The organism is Asticcacaulis taihuensis, assembly GCF_900100255.1.
Lineage (GTDB): Bacteria > Pseudomonadota > Alphaproteobacteria > Caulobacterales > Caulobacteraceae > Asticcacaulis > Asticcacaulis taihuensis.
The window spans coordinates 125,377-150,236 of record NZ_FMTS01000006.1 but is presented as its reverse complement, the minus strand read 5'-3'; the positions used below and the strand labels follow the sequence as shown (position 1 = coordinate 150,236).

The following is a 24,860-nucleotide window of genomic DNA, read 5'->3' as shown; positions in this document are numbered from 1 at the left end:
CCATGACCAAGTCCTACCCCGACATCACCAAACGCATTTCCGCCAATATCAAGACCCTGCGCAAGGATATCCCGGAGACCATGAGCGGCTTTTCCGCCATGGCCCAGGCTGCCGGCAAGGACGGGGCGCTCGATCGCAAGACCAAGGAACTGATCGCCCTGGCCATCGGCATCGCCACCCGCTGCGACGGCTGCATCGGCTTCCACATGGAGGCGCTGGTCCGCCTGGGCGCGACCCGAGCGGAGATCGAGGAATGCTTGGGCATGGCCATCTATATGGGCGGCGGGCCTTCGTTGATGTACGCGGCGGATGCCATCGCCGCCTATGAACAGTATCTGGTAGCCTAAGCGGCCTGCTAAACGGGCTGGCCCAGGGCGGCCAGCAGCCGGTCGATAAAGACCGCCTGGCCGGGCAGAATGCGCCGGCGCGCTTCGGCCACGTCAAACCATTCGGCGCGGTCGATTTCGGGGAAGTGGCGTATGTGCCCGGAGTGCCTTGGCCATTCCAGCTCGAACAGGTTGCTGCGAAGATCGGCCGGATCGAAACCGGACCGTGCGGCAAAGGCACTAACGACCTTGCCCGAAGGCTGTCGCACCTCGCCCAGCGAGATCAGATCAGCGGTCAGGCTAAGGCCGGTCTCTTCCGCCAGTTCGCGCCGCGCCGCCTGTTCGGGGATTTCATCCGGCGTATACTCCCCTTTCGGGATCGACCACGCACCCAGATCGCGCCGGGCCCAGAACGGCCCGCCGGGATGCACCAGCAGCATATGCAGGCCATCGGCGCGTTCATTAAACAACAGGACGCCCGCGCTTAGTTTAGTCATTGGGTTTAGTCATTGGATTTAGCCATGACCTGACGGAACCCTCTCACCGCCTTCAGGTCAATATCCGGCCGGCACAAAATAAATGCGCCGGCCGGATATCTTTATACGCTTTAATGCCAGTTCTCAGGCCAGTTCACGGATATCGACCTTGCGCGACTTCGTGCTGTCCTCCGCCTTGCGGGCGATGGTCAGGGTGAGCAGGCCGTTCTTCATCTCGGCCTTGACATTGTCGATATCGGCATCGGCCGGCATGGGAACCACGCGCCGGAAGCTGCCGTGGCTGCGTTCCTGGCGGATATAGTCCTTGTCGCGGGTTTCGTGGGATTCAGACTTTTCTCCGGCCAGCGTAATGCAGCCATCGGCGGTCGAGACCTGTATATCCTTGGCCTGCATACCTGGCACCTCGGCCACGAGCGTATAGGCCTTGTCGCTTTCGCGCAGGTCGAGCGCCGGCATTTTCATTGAGAGGGCGCTGGTGAAACGGTCGCCAAAGAAGTTATCCCATGAGGGAAAGGACAGGTCGCCGAAGAAGTCATTGAACAGGCGGTTGACGTCGTTCTGCAGGCCGCGGATCGGATTATCGCCCCGGACGACCGAAACGGCTTCCTTGCGGGCGGGGGTAAGAGATTGAGTAGACATGACAATTTCCTTTCAAGATTCAGGCAATACGCAGGTGATCTTCGACCATGGTGACGCCCGGCACAGCCCAGGCAGCGCTTTCGGCGACATTGCGTTCATGCCAGGTATCGACGCTGCCGTTCAGGATCACCTTTGAACCGTTGACCCCGACCTGGATGCGCTGGGCCTCGACCTCGGCATTGCGTTTCAGGGCGTCCTCGATGCGCTGCTTGACATTGGTGCCGGCCACCTGCGGCGGCAGCTTGATCAGGTTGCTGATACCCTTGATACCCGACAGGCGGCGCACGGCTGCCTCGGCCGCCGACTTCTGGAACTGCCAGTCGAGCTCGCCATTGAGCGCCACCCAGCCATTTTCGACCTTCACGGTGACACGGTCAGCCGGCACCAGGGCGCTCCATTTCAGGCTGGCCAGGACGCGCTCGGCGATTTCGGCGTCGCCCGTCACCTTGTCGGACGGGAATACCACCTTGATGTGCTCGACTATGCCATGCACGCCCTTGACGCGGCGGACGGCGCGCTCGGCATTATATTTTTCGGCAAAGCTGCCGACCTCGCCGGTCAGGGTGACTATGCCGTCATCGACAGCGACACCGATATGGGCGGCATTGATGCTCGGTTCAAAATCAAGTTCATCCAGAACATCCTGATGCAACTGATCGTCTTTCATGATTAGCTCCTGTTGACTGAGATGCGGGCGCTACATGCGGCCTCGGCGCGCAGTTTAATCGCCGCCCGGCGGCCGCCATTTGACCGCTGTCAAACACCACCGACGGAATTCACGCCAATGTCTGGATCGTGATCAAGGCGGGCGTCTCCCGGTCGTACACACGGAAGGAGAGATCATGTCCGGACCCTCGCAGAGCCTTTCAACCGGCCTGAGTGCGGAAGAGGCCAGCGTTCGTCTTGCCCGTGACGGCGCCAACGAACTGCCGCGCCAGGCGAAGCGCACCCCGTTGCGGATCGCGCTGGAGGTAATCCGCGAGCCCATGCTGGCCCTGCTGATCGCAGGCGGGGTAATCTATCTCGTCCTCGGTGACCTGAGCGAAGCCGTCATACTGATGGTTCTCGCCCTGTTTTCAGTGGTGATCACCGTGGTGCAGGAGGCGCGCACCGAGCGGGTGCTGGAGGCCCTGCGCGACCTCACCAGTCCGCGCGCCCTGGTCATCCGCGATGGTCAGCGCGAGCGTATCGCCGGGCGCGAGGTGGTGGCCGGCGACCTGCTGGTGCTCAGCGAAGGCGACCGGGTGCCGGCCGATGGCCGCGTGATCGAGTGCCAAAGCCTGCAAACCGACGAATCCCTGCTGACCGGCGAGTCGGTGCCGGTTCGCAAGGTGGCGGCTGTCACCGTGGCGGAAGAGGCGGCGTTGCCGGGCGGCGATGACCGCCCTTACGTCTTTTCCGGCACGATGGTGGTGCGCGGTTCGGGCCTCGCCGAGGTAATCGCCACCGGGCCGCGCAGCCAGATCGGACGCATCGGCCAGAGCCTCGGCGAACTGATCACCGAGCCGCCGCGCCTCAAGCGCGAAATGGGCCGGCTGGTCCGTGTCTTCGCCATCGGCGGCGGGGTTATCAGCCTGCTGGTGATGATCCTTTATGGTCTTTATCGCGGCACCTGGCTGGAGGCGCTGCTGGCGGGGATCGCCGTCGGCATGTCGATGCTGCCGGAGGAATTTCCGGTCGTCGTCACCATCTTCATGGCCATGGGGGCATGGCGCATCTCCCGCGCCAGGGTGCTGACCCGGCGGGCGGCGGCGATTGAGACCCTTGGCGCGGCCACGGTGCTCTGCACCGACAAGACCGGCACCCTGACAGAAAATATCATGCGGGTGGCCGAACTGCGCCGGCCCGACGGCCAGGTTTACCGGGCGTCCGACGAGGCCCTGCCGGATGCTTTCCACGATCTGGCGCGGTTCAGCATCCTGGCCAGCGCGCGCGAGCCGTTCGACCCGATGGAAAAGGCCCTGCACGCCTTTCAGCCCGACGGAGCCGTCCATCAGTGGCAACTGGTCCGGGCCTTCGGCCTGCATCCCGACCTGCTGGCCATGTCCAATGTCTGGCAGACGGCGGATGACGACGAGCTGGTGGTGGCGGGCAAGGGGGCGCCGGAGGCCATCGCCGGGCTGTGCGGGCTCGATGCGGCAAGCCGCGCCCGGCTCGCGGGCGATGCCGACGCCATGGCGGCGGAAGGCTTGCGGGTGCTGGGGGTGGCGCGAGCGACGGCGGCCCGGCCCGCATTGCCCGAGGACCAGCACGGCTTCGCGTTTGAATTTCTGGGCCTGGTCGGCCTGGCCGATACCCTGAGGGCGGCCGTGCCGGCGGCGGTAGCCGAATGCCGGACGGCCGGAATCCGCGTCGTCATGATCACCGGCGATTATCCGGTAACGGCGCGCGCCATCGCCACCCAGGCCGGGATCGACGCCAATGAGATAATGACCGGCGATGAACTGGCGACGATGGATGACGCAGACCTCGCCCGCCGCATCGAGGCCACCACCGTCTTCGCGCGCATCATGCCGCAGCAGAAACTGCGTATCGTCGAGGCCCTCAAGGCAAAAGGCGAGGTGGTGGCCATGACCGGTGACGGCGTCAATGATGCCCCCACGCTCAAGGCGGCGCATATCGGCATTGCCATGGGCCAGCGCGGCACGGACGTGGCGCGCGAAGCCTCAGCGATCGTGTTGCTCGACGATGATTTCGGTTCGATCGTCAAGGCCATCCGCCTGGGGCGGCGCATCTATGACAACCTGCACAAGGCGGTGACCTTCATCCTGGCCGTGCATGTGCCGATCGCCGGGCTGGCCCTGCTGCCCCTGGTGTTTGGCCTGCCGATCCTGCTGGGGCCGGTCCATATCGCCTTCCTCGAAATGATCATCGATCCGGTCTGCACCCTCGTCTTCGAGGCGGAGACCGAGGAGGACGACATCATGCGCCGGCCGCCGCGTGATCCGGAGCGGCCGATGTTTTCCCTGGCCTTTATCAGCCGCGGCGTCATCCAGGGCGGGCTCGCTCTGGGCGCGGTCGTCCTGATGCTGGGCTTCGCCCTCCGGGCCGGGCTTTCGGTGGACGCCGTGCGCGCCGTGACCTTCATGGCGCTGGTGGCGGTCATCCTCAGCCTGGTGCTGGTCAATCGTTCGCGCGCCGCGTCCATCCTGGAAGCGATACGCCGGCCCAATCGCGCCCTGGTGCTGGTTTTCCTCGCCGTGGCGGTGGTGCTGACGCTCGGCCTCGCCCTGCCTTTCGCCCGCCACCTGTTCCGCTTTGACGCCCCGTCCTGGCCGATGACTGCCCTGGCCCTTTCCGCCGGGGTGCTCATGCTGGCGGGCCTGGAAGGGCTTAAATGGCTGACGGGGCGGTGGTATCGCTGGCGACGCGCAAAACCTTCGCACCACGCACCGGCTTCGACCTGAGATCGAGCAGAGCCTGATTGGCCTCCGCCAGGTCGTAGACTTCCACCTGCGGATGGAGATCGGCCTCGGCTGCCCACAGCAGGCATTCGCGGACATCTTCGCGGGTGACATTGGCGACGGTGCGGACCTGTTTCTCCAGCCACAGGTCGCGGGCATAGTCGAGCTCCAGCAGGGCCGCCTTGTCGGTGTCTTCCTTGCGGATGGCATTGATGACCAGCCGGCCGCCGGGCACGAGGTGGCGCAGGACGGAGACGATGGGCCGCCAGGCGGGCGTGGTGTCGATTATGGCATCCAGCAGCCGCGGCGGCGCCTCATCGAAGCCGCCGGCCCAGTCGGCGCCGAGGTTCAAGGCGAAGGCGCGTTCATCAGCACTGCGGGCAAAGACATAAAAGCGGCAGGCGGGCAGGCGCTGGCGGGCCAGTTGCAACACCAGATGCGCCGATGCGCCGAAGCCGCTGAAACCAAGCGTCGCCCCATCCTGTTCGCCATCCAGCAGGCCCGTCAGCCGCAGGGCACGGAAACCGACGGCGCCGGCGCAAAGCAAAGGGGCGGCCTCGGCATCGCTGAAGGATTCCGGGATGGCATGGACGAAATCGGCAGAGACAATCATTTTCTCGGCATAGCCGCCATTGACGTCGCGGCCGGTGGCCCGGAAACCGGCGCACAGGTTTTCCTCGCCATCAAGGCAATGGCGGCACTGGCCACAAGCGTGGAATATCCAGGCGACCCCGACCCGATCACCGACGGACAGGCCCTCGACACCCTCGCCAACGGCATCGATGCGGCCGATCACCTGATGGCCCGGAATGACCGGCAGGTGCGGCGGTATGGCTCGGCCCTCGATCTCATCCAGTTCGGTATGGCAGACGCCGCAGACCAGGACGCGCAGGCGCACCTCGCCGGGACCGGGCGCCGGAACGGGGATATCCACCGGCTCCAGCGACCGCTCATGCAGGGGACCGGTCCGTGAAATCTGCATGGCGCGCATAATCAGATGTCACCGCGCCGTATAGCCGCCATCTATCACCAGCTCCGAGCCGGTGAGGAATTTGGCCTCGTCAGACACCAGGTAGACAATCGCCCAGCCGATATCATCCGGTTCGCCCAGGACGCCAAGCGGGTGCAACTGGCTGATGGCGGCCTTGAAATGATCGATGCCTTCCGGGTCCTGCGCCGCCACGGCCTCGACCATCGGCGTCCAGATATAGCCGGGATGGATGGAATTGACGCGGATATGATCGCCCGCATACAGCATGGCGTCGGTCTTGGTCATCAGCCGGACCGCCCCCTTGGAGGCATGATAGGGCGGATTGTCGGGCGCGCCGATCAGGCCGTAAATCGAGGACAGGTTGATGATCGAACCACCGCCGGCCGTGCGCAGGTAAGGGATGGCGTGCTTGGTGCAGAAGAAGACACCCTTGACATTGACATCCATCACCGCGTCCCACTCGGCCTCGCTCAATTCGTGGGTCGGCTTGTTGACCCCGGCGATGCCGGCATTATTGACCAGGGCGTCGATGCCGCCGAAGCGATGCGCCGCCTCGGCGAAGACGCGGGCGACATCAGCCTCGTTCAGGGTATTGAGCGGCCAGAACCAGGCCTCGCCGCCGCCGGCGCGGATTTCGGCGGCCACTGCTTCGCCGGCCGGGTCCATGTCGACGACAGCGACCCTGGCGCCTTCGCGCGCCAGTAGGTGACAGGCCGACCGGCCTATGCCCTTGGCGCCGCCGGTGACGATGACGACCTTGTTCCTTACCCTGTCCATGGCAATGCCTCCGGTGATTACCCCCATACCATAGAGAGGCCGCAGCGCCGCTGATTTGACCGGCGTCAAACCGCCTGGCGAATTTCCTGTTATGGATGGCGAGGTATGACCGGAGGATACCATGACCCGATTTCTGACACTTGCAGCTTTGGCCGTGATTTGCGTGACCACACCCGCTTTCGGCAAGACCACTCAGGTGGCTTTGGGGGCACAGATCTATGCCAGCAAGTGCAGCCTGTGCCACGATAACAGCCAGCACATGGTCAATGATATTGGCCCCGCTCTTTTCGGCGTGGTGGGCCGCCGCGTCGGTTCGGTCGAAGGTTTTCTCTACACGCCGGCCCTGCGGGACGCCTATGACCGTGGCGATACCTGGACACCTGCCGCACTCAACAAATTCCTGACCAATCCCAGCCATGTCCGTCCCGGAACGGGGATGCCCTACATGATTCCAAATGCGAAACAACGGGCCGGCGTCATCGCCTATCTCAAGACGCTGCACGAGAAGCCGTGATGTCCGGGGGTGGCGACAGCACAGGCCGGCGCATCCTTATCATCAACGGCAACCCGGCCCGGCAGCGCAGCAGCTTCAGCTCGGCCCTGGCGCAGGCTTATCACGATGGGGCGATCGAGGCCGGTCATGTGGTCCATACGGTGCGCCTCGCCGACTTGGCGTTCGATCCGATCCTGCACGAGGGCTATCAAGGTGTTCAGCCGGCGGAGCCCGATATCGCGGCGGTGCAGGCGCAGATTACCTGGGCCCAGCATGTGGTCTTCATCTATCCGATGTGGCAATTCGGCATACCGGCGCTTGTGAAAGGCTTCTGCGAGCGCGCCTTCACGCCCGGCTTCGCCTATAATGTGAAGGCCAAAAATCCGATGCAGGCAGCGCTGCTGCGCGGGCGGTCGGCAAGGCTGATCCAGACCATGGGTATGCCGCAGGCTTTTTACGAGATCGTTTTCCGGGCGCACGGCGGCAAGGCGTTCCGCAGCCTGCTGTCATTTTGCGGCTTCAGTCCGGTGCGCGCCACCTATCTCGGCATGGTCGAACAGGGCCAGGCGACGCGGGAAAGGCACCTGGCGCGGGTGCGCAACCTGGGCGGTAAAGCGCTCTGACTCAGTGTGACAGCAGGAGCGGCATCCGGCTGTGTTTCAGGACATAGTTGGTGGCGCCGCCCAGAATCATTTCCCCGACATGGCTGTGGCCATAGGCGCCCATGACCAGCCATTCCGCTTCAAAGGTTTCGGCCCGGTCAAGGATGGCGGCGCCCACGGTGGTCGCCTCGCGGTCAATGCGATGGATATGGGCCGGCAGTTCGTGCAGGTCCAGCCAGTGCGACAGGTCGCCATGATAGTCCGCTTCAGCGTCGGCATGGGCGTGGCGGACGCAGATGACCTCGATCTGTTTGGCCCGGCGCAGGAAGGGCAGGGCATTATAAAGGGCGCGCGCCGCCGGCAGGCTGCCGTCCCAGGCGATGGCTGCCTTTCCGGTCACAAACGGGCTCTTTGCGGTTGGCACGGCAGATGCCGTATCGGTGAAGGGAACGACCAGGACCGGCCGCCCGGTATCGAACAGGCCGCACAGCACGGCTTCGAGATCCGTCACCGCATTCGCCCGCTCGCGGGGAATGACGATCAGGTCGGCCAGGCGCCCGGCTTGCGGCAGGCAGTCTTTCAGGCGGGCGGTCACCGGGCAGAAGACGGCCATGGCGGTGCCGGTCGTCGTGCCCAGGCAGTCCTTGCGGCTGAAGGCGACACCGTGCGCCCTCGCAGCGCTGATGACTGCCGTCTGAGCGATTTTCCTCTGCTCTTCATTGGCTTCGGCGATGGAGTCCAGCACGCCGACATCCCCGGATACCGCCTGGCCATAAAGCGTGATGCCATAGAGCTCGGGATAGACATTGAGCGGCACGGATATGTGCAGGAACCGCGCTTCGGCCTGGAAGAAGCCGGCCAGGGACAGGGTGGTATCGAGGGCGTTCTGCTCAAAGGCGACACCGCCATAGGCGCAAAGTATCGATTTGATCGGCATGGGACAGCCTCCTGATCGGATGTCCCGACACTCTAGGATCGCGGGCCGTCATGGTATTTGACTGCGATCAAAGTCAATTGATGCGGCGCACCCTATGGTCTCGTAAAATATACCTCCCGCAAGGAGGACCGCTTCGGAGGCCAGACATGTCGATCAAATCCATCCTCTGCGTATTCAGCGGCGAGCGCCATGACCTCAACGCCCTGGGCACGGCCTTCGCCATCCGCCAGGAATGCCGTGCCCGCCTGCGCATCCTGCATATCGCCGCGCCGCCCATACTGGCGGCGGAAACCCTCGGCATCGGTGGCTACGGTTTTGCCGCCTACGGTGGCGGCACGGCAGTCGAGGTGCTGGAACGGGACGCCCGTGAACTGCACGACGAGGCGCTGCGCCTGTCACGTGAATGGGCGGAGAAAAACGGCCTGGGGCTGGAGGTCGAGGACATCCCCCCTAGTGCCAAAGGCCGTGATGCGGTGGTGTTTCGCACGCGCATCGGCTCCCCCGCCGAATGCCTGAACGCCGAAGGCCGGACCGTCGATCTGATCGTGGCCGGCTTTAACAATCAGGCCGATGGCGACCAGGAAACGATCCGCGCCGGCCTCTACCAGACCGGCCGCCCCCTCCTGCTGCTACCGCGCACCCCCGGCGCGGTGCTTTCACACGCGGGCTTGGCCGATACGGGCTTCCCCGACACGGTGGCGCTGGCCTGGGACGGCAGCCTCTCCGCCGGCAGGGCCATGCGCGACGCCCTGCCCTTCCTGCTGCGGGCGAAGGATGTCTATGTGCTCATGGCCGAGGAAGACGGCAAATATCCGGCCCAGGGCCATCAGGCGGATGTCATGGGCTATCTGGAAAGCCACGGCATATTTCCCGAATGCCTGCATATGCCGCAAGGCGGCGGGGTGGGGCCCCGGCTGCTGGAAAAAAGCGCCGGGCTGGGTGCCGGCTTGCTGGTGATGGGCGCCTACGGCCGCGGACATGTGGGGGAAGCGCTGCTGGGCGGCGCGACCCGGCATGTCCTGCAACATTCGCGTATTCCCCTTCTCCTGTCGCACTGAGGGAGCATGGATATGAACGCCATGTCAGAGCCAAAAGGCAGTCCGTTGGCGGCCAACGATATCCCGCCGCGCCCGGCTTTCGCGCCGGGACGACGCACCATGACCATCATGGATGCCATCTACAGCCGGCGCGCCGTCCAGCGCTTCACGGCCGCACCCGTGCCGGAAACGGCGATCCACGCGCTGCTTTACGCCGCAGTCCAGGCGCCCACACTGGCCCAGGACAGCGCCGCCCTAGGGTTTTCGATCATTGGCGATCGCCAGGTTCTGTGCGACCTGTCGGAATGGACCGGGCGGCTCTATAATGCGGTTGAGGGCCAGGCCATGACCCCCCACCGGGCGGAGGCGGGTGATCTCGACTTCTTCCACGGCGGGCACCTGCTTATGGTCATCTATGACCTCTCCGGCGAGGCGCGGCATGTACCGGAATGCTGGATGGCGGCGGAAAACCTGATGTTGGCCGCCTGCGGCATGGGGCTGGGCACATGCCTGATCGCCCCGGCGGTGGATGCGCTCAACGGGGCGGAATGGAAACGTCGCCTGGACGTACCGAAAGCGGCGCTGGCGGTCGCGGCCATCGTGCTGGGCACGCCGGAGGGGCCCCTGCCGACGGTCAACCGCTTCCCGCCGGAAGTCTTTAGCTGGTTATCCTGAGGTTGTCCGGCTGAGCCATTTGCGACAGGGCCCGGTGCGTGGCGCAATCCTCCGCCATCGAACAGTTGTCGCAGACGAAATGGCCGGCCTGGTTCAGATTGGTGAAGGCCACATGGTTTCCGTTCACCGAAATGCCCACCTCCTTCAGCTTCTGGAGCGTGCGCGAAAAGGTGGCCAGTTCCATGCGCAGGCGCGAGGCGATCAGCGTCTTGGAATAGGGCAGTTCGAACCCGTTCGGGTCGAAATCATAGAGCACGCACAGGCCCTGGAGATAACAGGCCACCATCTGTGTGGCCGACATGGTGGAGCGGTGTTCGGCCTCCATGCGCGCGCCATGCAGTCGCTCGGAGAGGCTCTGCAACAGGCGCGGCGCTAGCCGGTCGAAATCCGCCAGGTGTTCGCGCATCCAGCGGATCGGCACTTCCAGCACCTGGGCATCATCCACAATCCGGGCGCTGGTCAGGTGGGTGGTCTGGAGGGCAATCACCTCCTCGGCATTGATGCAATCCCCGGCGATGAGAATGTCGCTGGTCACTTCGTGACCGTCCGGTGTCTCGCGGAAAAGCTGCACCGTGCCGCGGCAAAGGATCTTGAAATTGCGTATCTCGTCGCCGTGCAGGAAAAGAAACGTGCCGCGTTCGCATTTGCGGATGTGGCTGTGTGACGCCAGCAGCAGGACCTGCTGTTCTGGCAAATCACAGAACAGTGGCAGGGTTTTCAGCATGTCGGTCTGCTTACTCATTCATGCGCCTCGTCTATTGGGGACGATCCTGATGCAGTCCTATATTAACCCAATAAGGTTCGCTTAAATAGCGAAATAATACGCAGCCCTACCTTTGCGTTCCTAAGTGAGGCTCTCAAATTTCCGTGCGCATCGTTGTACTCATTGATTGCGATCAAACGCGCCCGATCCGGAAAGGTTTATAAAATCCTAACAATCCGATCGGGAGGACATAATGAAAAAGCCACACCCCAGACAGGCCGGACAGGTGGAATTCGAACGCGAGGTCGGCGGCATTGATTGCGAGCTGACTGTCACATGCCGCAAACCAGAAGCCGTGCCGCAGGAAAAGACATTCAAAACATCTGAAGGAAAGTCAGACAGAACACCCTGCGCACTGACGCCCGAACAGGAATATATTTGCGATCACGCCACAGACTAAAGAAACCAGCCCGTTCATCCGGAAGAAAATCCAGAGGAAATAGACATGAATGCCCGTGTTGCCTCCCATGAAATACGCTATCCGCAGTCCCCTGCCCCCCTTCAGAGCCTGGACGGTCTGAGCCCGGAAAGCCTGCCGGCAAGGGGGGGCTTCAGACCGTTGCCCATCTCGATCCAGACGGAAAATGCGCGGCTGGAACTGATCCAGGCCGGACAGGCGTATGGCGCACCCCTTCCGGGCGTCTACCGGCCTGCCGATGGGCACGGGGGTGATGACACCGGCTGGATGTGGGCCGTCTTCACCAACCGCGGCGATCCGCTGGGATTTGTGTCTCTGAATCCGGCGCCGGTGTCTTCGGATTTTGATTGTTATTTCGGCCCGCATCTCGATATCGCCTGCCGCCGTGACCGGATATTTGCCCCTTATGTGCCGGAGGTGATCGACGGCCTGCTGGGCTGGCTGCGCGACCATGATATCTGCTTTGTCATCCATGCGGAACACAGCGGGGCGGACAACCAGTTGGCCGACTGGCTTGTCGCAGCCGGCTTCCTCTACACCGGCTGCCGCAGCCGCGACGGGCGGCAGCAGATGATCTGCCTGCTGTAGGTGAAAACGGAAAAGCCGGATCGTAAAAACGATCCGGCTTTTTGCTGGGTTATTGCTGAGGTGTTCAATCGGCCCGGTTTCAATCAGCAAAGGCGCGGAACATCCGTTCCGGACCGTCCGCCGCCCGCGCCATAAGCGGTTCGAAAGCGGTCGAGAAGGCTTCAAACAGATTGCTGTAAACCTTGCTGGAGGCTTCATAGGTTTCGGTGAAGCCTTCGAGCGCCTTTTTCTGGAATTCGACGACATCGGCCGGTGTGCGGCAGGTGAGGCAATCGCGGCCCAGGCCGGCATAGGTGACGGCGGCATAGCTGACGGCGTCGATATAGCTTTTGGTCATATCGGTCATCAGGCGTCCGGCCAGGGCGCCGGCCTCGGTCAGGGCGGCCATGTTGTCGGACCCGACGGTCATGCAGGCGGCACTGATCCGTTTCAGGCCATCACTGGCCTGGACGAAGGTGGCGGCGCCTTCCTCCGAGCGGTCGAGGCCGTCCGGCCGGGGCCTGGCTCCGCCATTCGGCTGGGGGCGGGGCTTTTGCGGCGCGGTGGTCTGTGAGGCCGCAGCTTGAGCGGCAACGGCGTCAGGGGCGGTAGTCTGCGAAGGGGCAGGTCGTGAGGGGGCAATGGTATCAGCGGGCATGAGGGCTCTCCTGTTCTGTCTGTCCGGGAAGGCGGCATGGTCGCATGACAATCGCAGGGTGGTTTTGACCCCGATCAAAACCACCCGTCATTTATTAACCAATCGCCGTAAAGCCATTATCGACGTGGATGACCTGGCCATTGATGCCGGAGGCCAGGGGCGACACCATGAAGGCCGCCACATCACCGATCTGTTCGAGGGTGATGGCGCGGTGCAGGGGCGTCCGGAATACATCCTCCTGCATGATCTCGTCAAAGCGGCCAGGATGCGGCGACACCCGGCTGCGCACCGGTCCGGGCGACAGGGCATTGACGCGGATATCGCTGGGGCCCAACTCCCAGGCCAGGTAACGCACACTGGATTCCAGCGCGGCCTTGACCGGACCCATCAGGTTATAATGCGGCATGACCTTTTCCGCGCCGTAATAGCTCATGGTCAGGATGGCGCCGCCATTTTTCATCAGGGGCCGCGCCCGTTTCGCCAGCCGGATCAGTGAGTGGCACGAGACATCCATGGCTATGGCAAAGCCGCTGCCCGAAGCATTGGTGAGTTCGCCCAGAAGATCCGCCGGCGGGGCGTAGGCGATGGAATGGAGCAGAAAGTCGAACCGCCCCCATTTATCGGCGATGGCCGCAAAAACGGCGTCCATCTGGGCTTCGCTGGTGACATCAAGCGGCAAAACCGGTTCGGCGCCGATGCGGGCGGCCAGGTCTTCGACGGCACCACGCGTCTGTTCGTTCTGGCAGGTCACGATCAGGTGCGCGCCCCGGTCGTGAAAGGCCCTGGCGCAGGCCCAGGCGATGGAGTCTTCGTTGGCAATGCCGATCACCAGACCCTTGAGAGCGTCGGTCATGAGACAGTCTCCTGATAAAAGGCCGTCATGATTTCCAGCGCCATCTGGCGCTCCTCATTGGCGGCGATGATGTGGGTTTCAAACGGGGGCAGGAAGGCGAGATGGTGGAGGATTTTTTCACGCACCGGCGCGGCGTTTTCGCCGATGCCGCCGGTAAAGACGAGGCCATCGAGACCGCCCAGACTCACGGTCATGGCGGCGATCTGCTGGGCCGTTTTCAGGGCAAAATAATCGAGCGCCAGGGCCGCAGCCGGCAACGGACTTTCAAGCAGGGTTTTGACATCATTGCTGACGCCCGACAGGCCGAGCAGGCCGGACTGGTTATAGAGCACATCGCTGATGTCTTCCAGCGACAGGCCAAGCCCCTGCTGCATGTAGAGCACCGCGCCTGGATCGAGGGCGCCGCAGCGCGTGCCCATCGGCAAACCATCAAGCGCCGTCAGGCCCATGGTGGTATCGATACTGCGGCCGGCTTTCAGGGCGCACAGGCTGGCCCCGTTGCCCAAATGGGCCACCACCACCCGGCCTTTCGCCAATGCCGGATGATCATAGGCCAGGCGGTGGGCGATCCAGGCATAGGACAGCCCATGGAAGCCGTAGCGGCGGACACCCTTGTCACGCAGGCTTTTCGGCAGGGCGAACTGATAATGAAGCGGATCGATATGGGCGTGAAAGGCGGTATCGAAACAGCCGAACTGACGCAAGCGCGGATCCTGCGCCCACAGGGCTTCGATGGCCGCCAGGTTATGCACCTGATGCTGCGGGGCCAGGCTGTTGAAGCGGCGCAGGTCATCGACCGCCGCACGGTCCAGTTCGGTGGCGTGGAGGAAATCTGGCCCACCGTGCACGATCCGGTGAGCGCAGGCCCGCAAGCGAGCCTGTCCGGCCGCCTGTTTCAGCCAGTCCAGTACGAAGGCCAGGGCCTTGCCGGCATCTATATGAGGCGGCAGGGCGCGCGGCGCTTCACCGGAGGCCGCCGCCTGAAACACCGGCCGGCCGCCGATATCACTGACCTTGCCGCCGGCAATCACCGGCAGGTCCGGCGTCAGGCCGAACAGGCGGAATTTCAGGCTGGATGAGCCGGCATTGAGAACGAGCAGGGCGTCGGTCATTTCAGGCGACCTTTCCGTCGGGCCTCGACCAGATACTGTGCCACAACGCAGGACAGTCGCCGCGTCCGCAACGAGTCCGCCCGGCTGGTCAGGATGACCGGCACCCGTGCGCCGAGCCCGATGCCGGCGGCCTGGGCGTGGCCCAAATAGATCAGCTCCTTGGCCAGGGCATTGCCGGCCTCAATATTGGGCACGACGATGATATCGGCATCGCCCGCCACAGGCGAGACCAGTCCCTTGTCATCGGCGGCCTCGCGGCTGATGATGTTGTCGAAGGCCAGCGGGCCGTCGAGGATCGCCCCGGTAATCTGGCCGCGGTCGGCCATCTTGCACAGGGCGGCGGCATCGATGGTCGAGGGCATGGCGCTGATCACGGTTTCCACCGCCGACAGAAGCGCGACCTTGGGCGGGCGCTCATCACCAAACAGGCTGTGCCACAGGCTGATGGCGTTGCGGCAGATATCGGCCTTTTCTTCGAGGTCGGGGGCGACATTGATCGCCGCGTCGGTGACGATCAGAGGCTTGTGATACATGGGAATGTCGAGAATATAGGCGTGCGACATGCGCCGTTCGGTGCGCAGGCCGGCCTCTTTCGCCACTACGGCCGTCAGCAGTTCGTCTGTGTGCAGCGCGCCTTTCATCAGGGCATCGACCTCGCCGCGCGCCGCCATGGCCACACCGGTTTCAGCGGCGGCATGGCTGTGCTCTACGTCCATCACCGTCCAGCCGGCTATGTCGATGCCGTTATCCTCCGCCGCCTTGCGGATACGCTCTTTCGGGCCGATCAGGATCGGCATGATCAGCCCTTCCGCCTGGGCGTCGGCCGCTGCTTCCAAGGCGTGGGCATCGACCGGATGAATGACCGCCACTGTGATGCGCGGCAGCACCTTGGCGCTCTCCAGGATGTGGCTGTAATGATCGGCAGGGTGGACAGGGACGTTCATGACAGGTCTCAGGGCTGATGGACATAGAGGCCGGGCGCGGCTTCGAGGGGCGGGAAACGGGCATTGCCGAAGGCCACCGGCGCCGATTGCCTTGCCGCCTTGTCCTGCCTGGAAAGCCAGTCGTCCCAGGCCAGCCACCAGGAGCCCGTATGGCACGGCGCGCCGGCCCGCCAGTCATCAGGGGATTGCAGCGGCGTACCCGCCTTGTGTTCGGCCAGGCAGTAGTGGCGGTCGGTGCGGCCGGGTTCGCTGACAATGCCGGCATTATGCCCGCCATTGGTCAGGGCGAAGGTGACATCGCCCGCCGTGAACTGATGAACCTTGTAGACCGAGCGCCACGGGGCGACGTGGTCGCTTTCTGTGCCGACCGCGAAGACTGGCAGGGTGATGTTTTCGGGCGCCACGGTTTCGCCCAGCACCCGGTAATGGCCGTTGATGAAGGCATTCTGCAGGAAAAGCTTCTCCAGGTATTCGCTGTGCATCCGGTAAGGCATCCGCGTGGCGTCGGCGTTCCAGGCCAGAAGGTCGAACATCTCCGCCCGCTGGCCCAGCCAGTAATCGCGGACGATGTGCGACCACAGGCTTTCGCTGGAGCGCAGCATCTGGAAGGCGCCGGCCATCTGGCGGGTATCGAGATAGCCCTGGGCGCGCATCATGTTTTTGAGGTAGGCGACTTCGGAATCCGTAACGAACACGCTGAGTTCCCCGGCCTCGGTGAAATCGCCCTGGGCGGCGAAAAGCGACAGGCTTTGCAGCCGGTCATCCCGCTTCACCGCCAGCCAGGCGGCGAGGATCAGGGCCAGGGTGCCGCCCAGACAATAGCCCGCCAGGTTGACCTTCTGGCCCGGCACGATATCGGACACGGCATCGAGCGCGGCCAGGGCGCCGTCACGCATATAGTCGTCCATGCCTTTGTCGCGGTCGACGCTGCCGGGGTTTTTCCATGACACCATGAAAACGGTGTGGCCTTGCCCAACCAGCCATTTGACAAGTGAATTGTGCGGCGACAGGTCGAGAATGTAATATTTCATGATCCACGCCGGCAGGATCAGGACCGGCGCGGCATGGACATCCGCAGTCTGCGGCGCGTACTGGATCAGTTCGATCAGATCGTTGCGGAATACAACCCGCCCCGGCGTCACCGCCACGGTACGGCCGGGGATGAAGGCGTCCATGCCCTTCGGACGCTGGCCAGTCACCCTGCGCTGCCAATCCTCGTAGAAATGAATCAGGCCCTGCACCAGGTTTTGTCCGCCGGATTGCCGGACGGCCTTCTGGATCTCGGGATTAGTCAGCCAGAAATTGGCCGGCGACAGGGCGTTAAGCACCTGGTGCGCCACAAAATTGATGCTGCGGGCATGGGCGGGCGCCAGGCCTGGAATATCCAGCGTCGCCCGGTCCCAGAAGGCTTGGGCCAGATGAAAGTTCTGCACATATTGCCGCCACGGCCACTGTTTCCACAGTTCGGAGCGGAAACGGGAATCGCGCGGCCCCTCGGCAAACGGATCATGAAGATGCGTCAGTGGTAACACGGCCAGCTCGGCCAGCCGGCCGGGGCAAAGGGTCAGGTGCGACAGCCAGGCGAAGCCGGTTTCGGCCAGTCCCGCCGGCGTCAGGCCGAAGGTGAAATGCGACAGCCACCCTTGCCACGTCTGATCCGCCTGATCGGCCATGTCCGGCGCCAGCCATGTCATCGGGTTGGCGGACGCACGCGAATCCGCAACCGGACTTTCAGGTGTGATCGGGTCGAACATGGCGCGTGTATAGCCCGCACCCGTCCTCACTCATTTGATCAAACGCAAATCACGTGGAAATTTATCGGTTTAGCGGGTTGCGCAGCGGAAGTTTAAAACGCCTATAGATTGTATTTTTTGCACGCTTGCGCTTTCTCAGGGTTGTGTTAAGGGTTCGTGCTTTCGTTGTTAGCGCAATCACGCCCGCGTGTCAGGGAGAACCACGGAGCCACCATGCCCAAACCCAGCCGGACCACGCCGCATATTGTCGATGTCGCGGTAGGGGCCAATATCCGCCAGCGACGCCGGGCGCTCAAGATTTCACAGGAAGCGCTGGCCGAGGCGATCGCCGTCACCTTCCAGCAGGTGCAGAAATATGAACGCGGCGCCAACCGGGTTAGTGCGTCATGCCTGTTTGACATCTGCCGGGTGCTGAAGTGCCATCCGGCAGACCTGATGCCTCCGCCGGACTGGTACGGGGATGAAAAAGCCATGAAATGGATGTCAGATGCCCGCGCGCTGCACGTTCTGCATCCGCGCCTCTTCGAGACCCTGATGGCCTTGCCGGAGGAAAACCTGCGCCTGCTGGTTGCCGGCCTTCAGGCGCTGACGGCGGAGCCGCCGGCCAAAGAGAAGCTGATCAGCAACGGGCGCAACCCCGAGCTTATTGCCTGAGGTCTGACAGGTTGATATAGGTTTATAAGGGTGATTTTTTATCTGTAGCGTTTGCGTGTGTCTCATTGATGATAGCGGCATGAGACGACACACCGCCAAAGACCCCGCCTTCGCCGCCGCCATGAAGCTTCTGCGCCAGCGCGCCGGCAAATCACTGGCCGAACTGCAGGCCGATGTCGGGGTTTCCGCCCAGGCTATGAGCCGGTGGGAAAACGCCGCGGCCGCATGGCCGGAGGAACGGGTGGCGCTTTATCTGCGGGCGGTCGGCGCCAGCGAGGCCGATCTCGACCGCGAACTCTATTCGGTGTCAGAAGACCCGTTCGCGGCGCGTTTTCAGCGCAACACCGCATGGTGGCAAGGATTTCCGGCTGAACTGGAAAGCCATATCGTCTCCGATGAAAGCATGGCGCCGTGGTGCGAGCCGGGTGAAAAGGTCTTCTTCCAGCGCGGCCGCCCCCCCAAACGCCTGGAGGGCTGTTTTATCGAAATGAGAGACGGCACCCGGCAGGTTCGCCTGTATGAACGCGAGCGCGACGGCTTTCTCTATTTCAGGCGGGTCAATCCGGAAAGCACGGAGCAGGTTCTGCATTCACAGGTGGCAGGGCTTCACCGGATTGTTTTGCGCGGTGATTGACGCTGATTGATTAGGGTGATAATTTCAACTTATGGGTTGATTTTATGCCGTGGTGAATTGTGGGCGATATCAGGCGCAAGGGGCCGCATATCATTGATGTGACGGTCGGCGACAATATTCGCCGGCGACGACGCAGCCTGCGTATTTCACAGGAAGCGCTGGCGGCCGCCGTGAATGTGACCTTTCAGCAAATCCAGAAGTACGAACGCGGCGCTAACCGGGTCAGCGCATCGCGTCTCTACGAAATAAGCCGCGCGCTGGCGTGCGACGCCGGCGATCTGATGCCGCGCGGCGAGTGGCACGCGGCCGTACCAGGCCAGGATTGGCTGCGGGATGCACAGGCCTTGCATGGCCGCCATCCGCGCCTGTTCGCACAGTTGACGAAGTGGCCGGAAGACCGCCTGCGCCTGCTGCTCGTCACCTTGCAGACACTTCATCCGTAAAGAGCGGATTCTTCCGTGAATAGATGGTGACACTGTCTTGTATTGCAGGCGCATCGGCCTACCTGAGAAGGGCTTTCCCCTTTTATGACAGGATAATCCCATGTTTCGATGCGAAGCCTATGCCGCGCCCGCGGCCGACAAGCCTCTTGGCCCATTGACCATTGAACGCCGCGACCCGACGCCGGAAGATGTGGTCATCGACATTCTTTATTGCGGCGTCTGCCACTCCGACCTGCACATGGCGCGTAACGAATGGCATTTCACGACCTATCCGGTGGTCGTCGGTCATGAAATCGTCGGGCGCGTTTCGCAGGTCGGTTCGGATGTGACAAAATTCAAGGTCGGCGACCTGGTGGGCGTCGGCTGTATGGTCGATTCCTGCCGCACCTGCCCGAACTGCCGCGAGGGACTGGAGCAATATTGTGATGTTGGCAATATCCAGACCTATGGCGGCATCGAACCGCAGACCGGCAAGCCGACCGCCGGCGGGTATTCCAAATCGATTACCGTCTATGAAGGCTTTGTGCTGAAAGTGTCGGAAAAACTGGACCTGGCCGCCACAGCGCCGCTGCTCTGCGCCGGCATCACCACCTGGTCGCCGCTGCGCCACTGGAGGGTCGGGCCCGGCATGAAGGTCGGCATTGTCGGCCTGGGCGGTCTCGGCCACATGGGGGTCAAGTTTGCCCGTGCCCTGGGGGCGCATGTCGTGCTCTTCACCACCTCGCCGTCCAAGGTGGAGGACGGCAAGCGACTGGGCGCCCATGAGGTTGTTATCTCGAAGAATGAGGCCGAAATGACCGCACACGCGCAGTCGTTCGATTTCATCCTCGATTGCGTCTCCGCCGATCACGACATCAATGCCTATCTCAACCTGCTCAAGCGTGACGCCACACTTTGCCTCGTTGGCGCGCCGGAAAATCCGCAGGCCATCGCTGCCTTCCCGCTGCTGATGAAACGTCGCCGCTTCGCCGGATCAGGCATCGGCGGCATCGCCGAGACCCAGGAAATGCTCGATTTCTGCGCCGAGCACGGCATTACCTCGGATGTCGAGGTCATCGACATCAAGGATATCAACACCGCCTATGAGCGAATGCTGAAACAAGACGTGCGTTATCGCTTCACCATCGACATGTCGACTCTCGGTGAGCCTGCCTTGTAAAACGCGCGGGATTCCCCATTTAAGTGATACGGAACGGCGGCTCAATAAGGGGCCGCCGTTCTGATTCACGGCGCGTGAACGCCCGTTTCTCCCGCAAAATGCGTCATAAACCGCTGATCGGAAGATCGAGGCATAACTATCCACATGTGTGGATCACTTGAACACTACATATAGATATGTTGTGGACAGATGAAATTCCCCTCACACCATATATTGCGGTTTTTAACATTTCGTTTACCATCTGTTGATGACTGGGGAGCAAGTCCCTTCGGGAATATCTATATCTTGTGGTTTCATTACTTTTGAACCGCAAGTGATTATAGATAAGCATGGGAGAGTGAGAGTAATGAGCTGGACCGACGAACGCGTTGAGACCCTGAAAAAGCTCTGGCAGGAAGGTCATTCCGCCAGCCAGATCGCCAAGCAGCTTGGCGGCGTCACGCGCAATGCCGTCATCGGCAAGGTGCATCGCCTCGGCCTCTCCGGCCGCGCCGCGCCCTCGCAGCCGACGCGCCCGCTATACAAACCCGCCCGCCCGCCGCGCCCCGCCGCCTCGACCACATCACATGCCGAGCGTCCGGCCGCACAGACCCCCGTCCGCCGTAGCGAGCCGGTTCTGGCCCGCCCGGTAATCAGCCAGCCCGTTACACCCTATGTCGAAGAACCCGGCACCGCCACGGTGCTGACGCTTGGCGCCAAGATGTGCAAGTGGCCGATCGGCGATCCGTCCTCGGACAGCTTCTCCTTCTGCGGCCGCCGTTCGGATGACGGCACGCCCTATTGCGTCGAGCACGGCCGCGTCGCCTACCAGCCGTCGCAAAAGGCCAAGAAACGCGACAACGGCGCGGACTTATCGCGCAACCTGCGTCGTTACCTGTAAAAGGCCCGATCTTTGAAATTAAAAGCCCCGTGGTTTTGAACCGCGGGGCTTTTTGTATCTAGTTCAGAGTGCGTCTGGCGTTCGGCAGGTCGAGCGAGAAGGTCGGGATAATGACCTTCAGGGGCCGGCCGTCTTCATTCTCAAACATATAGTAACCGCTCATGGAACCGGAGGCGGTGCTTAACGGACAGCCGGAAGAATAGCTGAACGTCTCGCCGGGCTTCAGCACCGGCGTTTCGCCGACCACGCCGGGACCATTGACATATTCGACATGGCCGCGCGCATCCATTATCGTCCAGTGACGGGTTTTGAGCTGTACGGTTTGATTGCCGCCATTCATCAGGCTGATGTGATAGGCCCAGACGTGACGCATGTCCGCCCCGCGCCTGTGGGCCTCGGGCGGCACATATTCGACCTCGACGCGGACGGTGATATCGTGGCTGGTGTGCTGGTAAAACATGTTTAAAGCTTGCTCACTCCGATAAGCTCTCTTAAATGGTGCGCCCGATCATGAAAAGAGAATAGCGCTCTGATGTCCCTGAAACCCGTTCCCGCCGAACAGCCCGAAGCGCAAGGCATATTGCCGATGCAGAGCCTGGCGGCGCTTGCCGAACAGGGCGCGGTGACGAGCACGTCGCCATTCGATGACAACCAGATCCAGCCGGCCAGCATCGATCTGCGCCTGGGCGATCGCGCCTGGCGGGTCCGCGCCTCCTATCTGCCGCGCGCCCGCACGGTGGCCGGGCGTCTGCGCGACGTGCAGATGCACGAAATGGACCTGACGCGCGGCGCCGTGTTTGAATCGGGCTGCGTCTATATCGCCGAGCTGAAGGAAAGCCTGAACCTGCCGAAGGGCATTTCGGCGCGCGCCAATCCGAAATCCTCCACCGGTCGGGTCGATGTCTTCGTGCGCCTGCTGACCGATTACGGCGTGGCCTTCGATGACGTGGCCGAGGGCTATTGCGGGCCGCTCTATATCGAGATTGCGCCGCAGACCTTTTCAGTACTGGCCCGTTCCGGTACGCGCCTGAACCAGTTGCGCCTCAAGCGTGGCGTGTCGCCGAAATTGCGGACATCCGATTGCGGCGTCGACCTGACGGGTGAGCTGGTCGGTTTTCGTGCCCGCCGCCACGCCGGCATTATCGATCTCGATCATATTGACGGCCACGATCCGAAGAAGTTCTGGGAACCGCTTTATTATGCCGGCGGCGAACTGCTGCTCGATCCGGGCGAGTTCTATATCCTGGCCTCGAAGACCGATGTCGAAATCCCGGCCATGGAAGCGGCGGAAATGCTGCCGATCGATCCGGGCGTCGGCGAGTTTCGTGTGCATTATGCCGGCTTTTTCGATCCCGGTTTCGGCACGGCGGAAGCGGCCGGTACAGGCTCGAAAGGCGTGCTGGAAGTGCGTTGCCACGAGACGCCCTTCCTGCTGGAAGACGGCCAGACCGTGGCGCGGCTGGTCTATGAACCCCTGACCGCACGACCGGACAAGCTCTACGGCCAACTGGGCTCGAATTACCAGAAGCAGGGCCTGAAGCTGAGCAAGCATTTCAAGCCCTGGTAGCCAGCACTACTTTACGATGTCATCGACCGTATGGCGGGTGACGTCATGATAGCCGGGACGCGCCTTCGCATAAACGGCCTTGGCCATATCGACGCCCCAGCCTTCCTGCGCCATCAGGCTCCTGAACAGCGGCACCACGAACTTGCGGCGGCCCTGCCCGGTCAGGAAGCTTTCCAGTGCCGGCATCGCAGGCTGGTAATGATGCTGGATCGCCAGTTGTAGCCAGGCAAACAGGATTTCGGAATTGTGCGTCTTCGAGAAGCCATAGGCATCGTCAAGCTGTGCCATCTGTTCGACCGTCAGGGTATCGGGCAGGTGCGTCAGGAAATACTGCCATTGCGGCGAGCTGTAATCCGCGACCTTCAGATCCTTAGCGGGCGTACCTTCGGTAAAGGCCAGCACCTGGGCCGACACCTCGTCCAGCAGGGCCGAGGTCGGGGCCACGGCATTATCCGGCATCCCCTTGTCATAAAGCCACTGATGGATCTTCAGGCTCTTTTCCAGGTCGGCGTCATTGTGCAGCAGGTGGGTGCGCAGGTCGATGACGAAGGCGTCCGTCGTCATGCTCTGGAAGGCATAGCGCTGGAAATAACCCTTGAGATAGGCGTCCAGCTTCTTGCGACCGAAATGGGCTTCCAGCATCCGCAGGAAGGCGGCGCCCTTTTCATAGGGCACGTCGCTGAAATAATCGTCCGGATTAATGCCCTTGAGGTCCGGATGCAGGCGGGTGAAATCGGGATTGGCCGTCTTGCTGCCCGGTTCGGTCAGGTCTTTCAGCGTGCCCTGCAAATCCTGCCAGCCGAGGACGCGCAGCATGTCGGCGCGATCCTTGCCGTAAACCTCTTCCATGATCCGGCCCTCGAAATAGACCGTGAAGCCTTCATTGAGCCAGAAATCCTCCCAGGTGGCGTTGGTCACCAGGTTACCAGACCAGCTATGCGCCAGTTCGTGCGCTACCAGTGAAACCAGCGACTTGTCGCCGGCGATGACGGTGGGGGTGGCGAAGGTCAGGGTCGGGTTTTCCATGCCGCCGAAGGGGAAGGAGGGCGGCAGGACCAGCACGTCATAGCGGCCCCACTGATAGGGGCCGTAGAGCTTTTCGGCGGCTTCCAGCATGGACTGCATGTCGCTGAATTCACTGGCGGCGGCGGCCAGCGTCGCCTTTTCGGCATAGACGCCGGTGCGCGAGCCCTCGGCCTTGAAACCGATATCGCCGATGGCTATGGCGATCAGGTAGGGGGCGATCGGCTTCTTCATATCGAAGCGGAAAGCGCGCTGGGCCGCATGACCGGGCACCTTTTCGCCCTCCGGCGTCAGGCGATCGGCGCTCATCACCGCCACCAGATTGGACGGCACGACAATGCGCGCGCTGTAGGTCTGGCGGATGGCCGGGCTGTCCTGGGTCGGAATCCAGGTGCGGGTGTGGATTTCTTCACCCTGGCTGAAGACGAAGGGCAGCTTCTTGCCGGCCGTCTGTTCGGGCGAGAGCCACTGCAGGGCAGTGCCGTCCTTCGTCGTGGCATAATGGACGACGATCTTCTGCGCCCCTTGCGGCAGTTCGATGGTCAGCGGCTTGCCCATCATATCATTGCCCTTGCCAAGGGTAAATTTCAGCGGGGCGCCGGAGGCATCGGTGACAGACTGGATGTCGAGCGCGCGGGTATCGAGGATGACCTGCTTGGCATTGGCCTCGGTGACGAGCGTCAGTGTCGCCGTGCCCTTGAGAATCTTCTGGTTGAAATCGGCGGTCAGGTCGAGATCGACATGGCTGACGCGCGCCTCCTGCGGGCGGGCATAGGAATGATCATCGACCGTTTTGGCGACAATGGCCAGAGGGGCGGCGGCTTCATTGTCCCTGGGGGTGCAGCCGGTCATCATCAGGCCGGCAGAGAGGGTGAGCGCCGCTATCAGGCAGGTGATCAGGCCGATCGGTTGTCTGGCAGCTTTGGTCGCGGCTTTGGCAATCCTCGAAAGGGCGGGCATCGATCGGCATCCTCAGGCAACTGGCACCGTTGTTCGGCACACCTCTATTAAACGGGAAAAGCTGTCTTCACACAACCGTGAAAATAGCACAAG

General features: G+C 62.6%; 28 protein-coding genes. 14 read left to right on the top strand and 14 right to left on the bottom strand.

Annotated elements, in window-relative coordinates:
* Window positions 1-2 precede the first annotated feature (2 nt).
* A complete protein-coding gene (locus BLO49_RS14605; RefSeq protein ID WP_090649983.1) occupies window positions 3-347 on the top strand; it encodes a carboxymuconolactone decarboxylase family protein in 345 nt (114 codons plus the stop codon).
* A gap of 8 nt (window positions 348-355) precedes the next feature.
* Here the strand turns inward: BLO49_RS14605 and BLO49_RS14600 are convergent, their stop codons facing one another.
* From BLO49_RS14600 to BLO49_RS14590, 3 genes are all read right to left on the bottom strand, one after another.
* The gene (locus BLO49_RS14600; protein ID WP_090649981.1) at window positions 356-823 is read right to left on the bottom strand and encodes an NUDIX hydrolase; all 468 of its coding nucleotides are present in this window, start codon (window positions 821-823) and stop codon (window positions 356-358) included.
* Between the two features lie 123 nt (window positions 824-946).
* Entirely contained in the window at window positions 947-1,462 is a 516-nt protein-coding gene (locus BLO49_RS14595) for an Hsp20/alpha crystallin family protein (protein ID WP_090649979.1), read from the bottom strand.
* 19 nt (window positions 1,463-1,481) lie between these two features.
* Complete coding sequence (locus BLO49_RS14590) at window positions 1,482-2,129, bottom strand: BON domain-containing protein (RefSeq protein WP_090649977.1); 648 nt, start codon at window positions 2,127-2,129, stop codon at window positions 1,482-1,484.
* Window positions 2,130-2,304: 175 nt separating this feature from the next.
* On the opposite strand from BLO49_RS14590, the gene BLO49_RS14585 reads away from it, so the two are divergent.
* A complete protein-coding gene (locus BLO49_RS14585; protein WP_090649976.1) occupies window positions 2,305-4,869 on the top strand; it encodes a cation-translocating P-type ATPase in 2,565 nt (854 codons plus the stop codon).
* Here BLO49_RS14585 and BLO49_RS14580 read toward each other — a convergent pair.
* Together BLO49_RS14580 and BLO49_RS14575 are read right to left on the bottom strand one after the other, a co-directional pair.
* Window positions 4,796-5,848, bottom strand: a complete 1,053-nt coding sequence (locus BLO49_RS14580) for a zinc-dependent alcohol dehydrogenase family protein (protein ID WP_220083755.1) — start codon at window positions 5,846-5,848, stop codon at window positions 4,796-4,798. The two genes, BLO49_RS14585 and BLO49_RS14580, sit on opposite strands and share 74 nt — an antisense overlap.
* Window positions 5,849-5,866: 18 nt before the next feature.
* Entirely contained in the window at window positions 5,867-6,634 is a 768-nt protein-coding gene (locus BLO49_RS14575; RefSeq protein WP_090649973.1) for an SDR family NAD(P)-dependent oxidoreductase, read from the bottom strand.
* Window positions 6,635-6,755: 121 nt separating this feature from the next.
* Here BLO49_RS14575 and BLO49_RS14570 point away from each other — a divergent pair, with 121 nt between their 5' ends.
* Complete coding sequence (locus BLO49_RS14570) at window positions 6,756-7,148, top strand: c-type cytochrome (RefSeq protein WP_090649972.1); 393 nt, start codon at window positions 6,756-6,758, stop codon at window positions 7,146-7,148.
* Complete coding sequence (locus BLO49_RS14565) at window positions 7,148-7,750, top strand: NAD(P)H-dependent oxidoreductase (protein ID WP_090649970.1); 603 nt, start codon at window positions 7,148-7,150, stop codon at window positions 7,748-7,750. The genes BLO49_RS14570 and BLO49_RS14565 overlap by 1 nt, the downstream gene beginning before the upstream one ends.
* 1 nt (window position 7,751) lies before the next feature.
* Here the strand turns inward: BLO49_RS14565 and BLO49_RS14560 are convergent, their stop codons facing one another.
* Complete coding sequence (locus BLO49_RS14560; protein ID WP_090649968.1) at window positions 7,752-8,666, bottom strand: universal stress protein; 915 nt, start codon at window positions 8,664-8,666, stop codon at window positions 7,752-7,754.
* Between the two features lie 146 nt (window positions 8,667-8,812).
* Here BLO49_RS14560 and BLO49_RS14555 point away from each other — a divergent pair, with 146 nt between their 5' ends.
* Both BLO49_RS14555 and BLO49_RS14550 read left to right on the top strand, forming a co-directional pair.
* A complete protein-coding gene (locus tag BLO49_RS14555; protein WP_090649967.1) occupies window positions 8,813-9,724 on the top strand; it encodes a universal stress protein in 912 nt (303 codons plus the stop codon).
* A gap of 12 nt (window positions 9,725-9,736) precedes the next feature.
* Window positions 9,737-10,378 carry a nitroreductase family protein gene (locus BLO49_RS14550; RefSeq protein ID WP_170828346.1) on the top strand — a complete coding sequence of 214 codons (642 nt, stop codon included), beginning with the start codon at window positions 9,737-9,739 and terminating at the stop codon, window positions 10,376-10,378.
* Here the strand turns inward: BLO49_RS14550 and BLO49_RS14545 are convergent.
* The gene (locus BLO49_RS14545; RefSeq protein WP_090649964.1) at window positions 10,362-11,120 is read right to left on the bottom strand and encodes a Crp/Fnr family transcriptional regulator; all 759 of its coding nucleotides are present in this window, start codon (window positions 11,118-11,120) and stop codon (window positions 10,362-10,364) included. The two genes, BLO49_RS14550 and BLO49_RS14545, sit on opposite strands and share 17 nt — an antisense overlap.
* A gap of 214 nt (window positions 11,121-11,334) precedes the next feature.
* Here BLO49_RS14545 and BLO49_RS18215 point away from each other — a divergent pair, with 214 nt between their 5' ends.
* Together BLO49_RS18215 and BLO49_RS14540 are read left to right on the top strand one after the other, a co-directional pair.
* Complete coding sequence (locus BLO49_RS18215) at window positions 11,335-11,541, top strand: hypothetical protein (RefSeq protein ID WP_139159701.1); 207 nt, start codon at window positions 11,335-11,337, stop codon at window positions 11,539-11,541.
* Between the two features lie 45 nt (window positions 11,542-11,586).
* On the top strand, window positions 11,587-12,147 hold the full coding sequence (locus BLO49_RS14540) for a hypothetical protein (protein WP_090649963.1): 561 nt from the start codon (window positions 11,587-11,589) through the stop codon (window positions 12,145-12,147).
* A gap of 79 nt (window positions 12,148-12,226) precedes the next feature.
* Here the strand turns inward: BLO49_RS14540 and BLO49_RS14535 are convergent, their stop codons facing one another.
* The 5 genes from BLO49_RS14535 to BLO49_RS14515 form a co-directional block, all read right to left on the bottom strand.
* Entirely contained in the window at window positions 12,227-12,784 is a 558-nt protein-coding gene (locus tag BLO49_RS14535) for a phasin family protein (RefSeq protein WP_090649961.1), read from the bottom strand.
* Between the two features lie 94 nt (window positions 12,785-12,878).
* Window positions 12,879-13,637, bottom strand: a complete 759-nt coding sequence (gene fabI, locus BLO49_RS14530; RefSeq protein WP_090649960.1) for an enoyl-ACP reductase FabI — start codon at window positions 13,635-13,637, stop codon at window positions 12,879-12,881.
* Entirely contained in the window at window positions 13,634-14,749 is a 1,116-nt protein-coding gene (locus BLO49_RS14525) for an acetate/propionate family kinase (protein WP_090649958.1), read from the bottom strand. The genes fabI and BLO49_RS14525 overlap by 4 nt, the downstream gene beginning before the upstream one ends.
* Window positions 14,746-15,693 carry a bifunctional enoyl-CoA hydratase/phosphate acetyltransferase gene (locus tag BLO49_RS14520; protein WP_090649957.1) on the bottom strand — a complete coding sequence of 316 codons (948 nt, stop codon included), beginning with the start codon at window positions 15,691-15,693 and terminating at the stop codon, window positions 14,746-14,748. Before BLO49_RS14520 ends, BLO49_RS14525 begins: the two co-directional genes overlap by 4 nt.
* A gap of 8 nt (window positions 15,694-15,701) precedes the next feature.
* A complete protein-coding gene (locus BLO49_RS14515) occupies window positions 15,702-17,477 on the bottom strand; it encodes a PHA/PHB synthase family protein (RefSeq protein ID WP_220083754.1) in 1,776 nt (591 codons plus the stop codon).
* Window positions 17,478-17,660: 183 nt separating this feature from the next.
* Here BLO49_RS14515 and BLO49_RS14510 point away from each other — a divergent pair, with 183 nt between their 5' ends.
* The 5 genes from BLO49_RS14510 (at window position 17,661) to gcrA (ending at window position 21,217) form a co-directional block, all read left to right on the top strand.
* Entirely contained in the window at window positions 17,661-18,101 is a 441-nt protein-coding gene (locus tag BLO49_RS14510) for a helix-turn-helix domain-containing protein (protein ID WP_090649954.1), read from the top strand.
* A gap of 79 nt (window positions 18,102-18,180) precedes the next feature.
* Complete coding sequence (locus BLO49_RS14505; RefSeq protein WP_139159700.1) at window positions 18,181-18,735, top strand: helix-turn-helix domain-containing protein; 555 nt, start codon at window positions 18,181-18,183, stop codon at window positions 18,733-18,735.
* Between the two features lie 59 nt (window positions 18,736-18,794).
* Window positions 18,795-19,178, top strand: a complete 384-nt coding sequence (locus tag BLO49_RS14500; RefSeq protein ID WP_245679054.1) for a helix-turn-helix domain-containing protein — start codon at window positions 18,795-18,797, stop codon at window positions 19,176-19,178.
* A gap of 100 nt (window positions 19,179-19,278) precedes the next feature.
* Complete coding sequence (locus tag BLO49_RS14495; RefSeq protein ID WP_090649949.1) at window positions 19,279-20,337, top strand: NAD(P)-dependent alcohol dehydrogenase; 1,059 nt, start codon at window positions 19,279-19,281, stop codon at window positions 20,335-20,337.
* Window positions 20,338-20,683: 346 nt separating this feature from the next.
* Complete coding sequence (gene gcrA, locus BLO49_RS14490; RefSeq protein ID WP_090649947.1) at window positions 20,684-21,217, top strand: cell cycle sigma 70 cofactor GcrA; 534 nt, start codon at window positions 20,684-20,686, stop codon at window positions 21,215-21,217.
* Window positions 21,218-21,275: 58 nt separating this feature from the next.
* Here the strand turns inward: gcrA and apaG are convergent, their stop codons facing one another.
* On the bottom strand, window positions 21,276-21,677 hold the full coding sequence (apaG, locus tag BLO49_RS14485) for a Co2+/Mg2+ efflux protein ApaG (RefSeq protein WP_090649945.1): 402 nt from the start codon (window positions 21,675-21,677) through the stop codon (window positions 21,276-21,278).
* Window positions 21,678-21,749: 72 nt separating this feature from the next.
* On the opposite strand from apaG, the gene BLO49_RS14480 reads away from it, so the two are divergent.
* Complete coding sequence (locus tag BLO49_RS14480) at window positions 21,750-22,784, top strand: 2'-deoxycytidine 5'-triphosphate deaminase (RefSeq protein WP_090649943.1); 1,035 nt, start codon at window positions 21,750-21,752, stop codon at window positions 22,782-22,784.
* Window positions 22,785-22,790: 6 nt separating this feature from the next.
* Here the strand turns inward: BLO49_RS14480 and BLO49_RS14475 are convergent, their stop codons facing one another.
* Complete coding sequence (locus tag BLO49_RS14475) at window positions 22,791-24,767, bottom strand: M1 family metallopeptidase (protein WP_090649941.1); 1,977 nt, start codon at window positions 24,765-24,767, stop codon at window positions 22,791-22,793.
* Window positions 24,768-24,860 lie beyond the last annotated feature (93 nt).

Coding starts and splice junctions, on each gene's coding strand:
- BLO49_RS14580 (WP_220083755.1), bottom strand. CDS start 5,848: ATGCAGATTTCACGGACCGGTCCCCTGCATGAGCGGTCGCTGGAGCCG.
- BLO49_RS14600 (WP_090649981.1), bottom strand. CDS start 823: ATGACTAAACTAAGCGCGGGCGTCCTGTTGTTTAATGAACGCGCCGAT.
- BLO49_RS14560 (WP_090649968.1), bottom strand. CDS start 8,666: ATGCCGATCAAATCGATACTTTGCGCCTATGGCGGTGTCGCCTTTGAG.
- BLO49_RS18215 (WP_139159701.1), top strand. CDS start 11,335: ATGAAAAAGCCACACCCCAGACAGGCCGGACAGGTGGAATTCGAACGC.
- BLO49_RS14570 (WP_090649972.1), top strand. CDS start 6,756: ATGACCCGATTTCTGACACTTGCAGCTTTGGCCGTGATTTGCGTGACC.
- BLO49_RS14520 (WP_090649957.1), bottom strand. CDS start 15,693: ATGAACGTCCCTGTCCACCCTGCCGATCATTACAGCCACATCCTGGAG.
- BLO49_RS14605 (WP_090649983.1), top strand. CDS start 3: ATGACCAAGTCCTACCCCGACATCACCAAACGCATTTCCGCCAATATC.
- gcrA (WP_090649947.1), top strand. CDS start 20,684: ATGAGCTGGACCGACGAACGCGTTGAGACCCTGAAAAAGCTCTGGCAG.
- BLO49_RS14525 (WP_090649958.1), bottom strand. CDS start 14,749: ATGACCGACGCCCTGCTCGTTCTCAATGCCGGCTCATCCAGCCTGAAA.
- BLO49_RS14505 (WP_139159700.1), top strand. CDS start 18,181: ATGAGACGACACACCGCCAAAGACCCCGCCTTCGCCGCCGCCATGAAG.
- BLO49_RS14540 (WP_090649963.1), top strand. CDS start 11,587: ATGAATGCCCGTGTTGCCTCCCATGAAATACGCTATCCGCAGTCCCCT.
- BLO49_RS14510 (WP_090649954.1), top strand. CDS start 17,661: ATGCCCAAACCCAGCCGGACCACGCCGCATATTGTCGATGTCGCGGTA.
- BLO49_RS14565 (WP_090649970.1), top strand. CDS start 7,148: ATGTCCGGGGGTGGCGACAGCACAGGCCGGCGCATCCTTATCATCAAC.
- BLO49_RS14575 (WP_090649973.1), bottom strand. CDS start 6,634: ATGGACAGGGTAAGGAACAAGGTCGTCATCGTCACCGGCGGCGCCAAG.
- BLO49_RS14595 (WP_090649979.1), bottom strand. CDS start 1,462: ATGTCTACTCAATCTCTTACCCCCGCCCGCAAGGAAGCCGTTTCGGTC.
- BLO49_RS14545 (WP_090649964.1), bottom strand. CDS start 11,120: ATGAGTAAGCAGACCGACATGCTGAAAACCCTGCCACTGTTCTGTGAT.
- BLO49_RS14480 (WP_090649943.1), top strand. CDS start 21,750: ATGTCCCTGAAACCCGTTCCCGCCGAACAGCCCGAAGCGCAAGGCATA.
- BLO49_RS14550 (WP_170828346.1), top strand. CDS start 9,737: ATGAACGCCATGTCAGAGCCAAAAGGCAGTCCGTTGGCGGCCAACGAT.
- BLO49_RS14590 (WP_090649977.1), bottom strand. CDS start 2,129: ATGAAAGACGATCAGTTGCATCAGGATGTTCTGGATGAACTTGATTTT.
- BLO49_RS14495 (WP_090649949.1), top strand. CDS start 19,279: ATGTTTCGATGCGAAGCCTATGCCGCGCCCGCGGCCGACAAGCCTCTT.
- BLO49_RS14535 (WP_090649961.1), bottom strand. CDS start 12,784: ATGCCCGCTGATACCATTGCCCCCTCACGACCTGCCCCTTCGCAGACT.
- fabI (WP_090649960.1), bottom strand. CDS start 13,637: ATGACCGACGCTCTCAAGGGTCTGGTGATCGGCATTGCCAACGAAGAC.
- BLO49_RS14475 (WP_090649941.1), bottom strand. CDS start 24,767: ATGCCCGCCCTTTCGAGGATTGCCAAAGCCGCGACCAAAGCTGCCAGA.
- BLO49_RS14555 (WP_090649967.1), top strand. CDS start 8,813: ATGTCGATCAAATCCATCCTCTGCGTATTCAGCGGCGAGCGCCATGAC.
- apaG (WP_090649945.1), bottom strand. CDS start 21,677: ATGTTTTACCAGCACACCAGCCACGATATCACCGTCCGCGTCGAGGTC.
- BLO49_RS14585 (WP_090649976.1), top strand. CDS start 2,305: ATGTCCGGACCCTCGCAGAGCCTTTCAACCGGCCTGAGTGCGGAAGAG.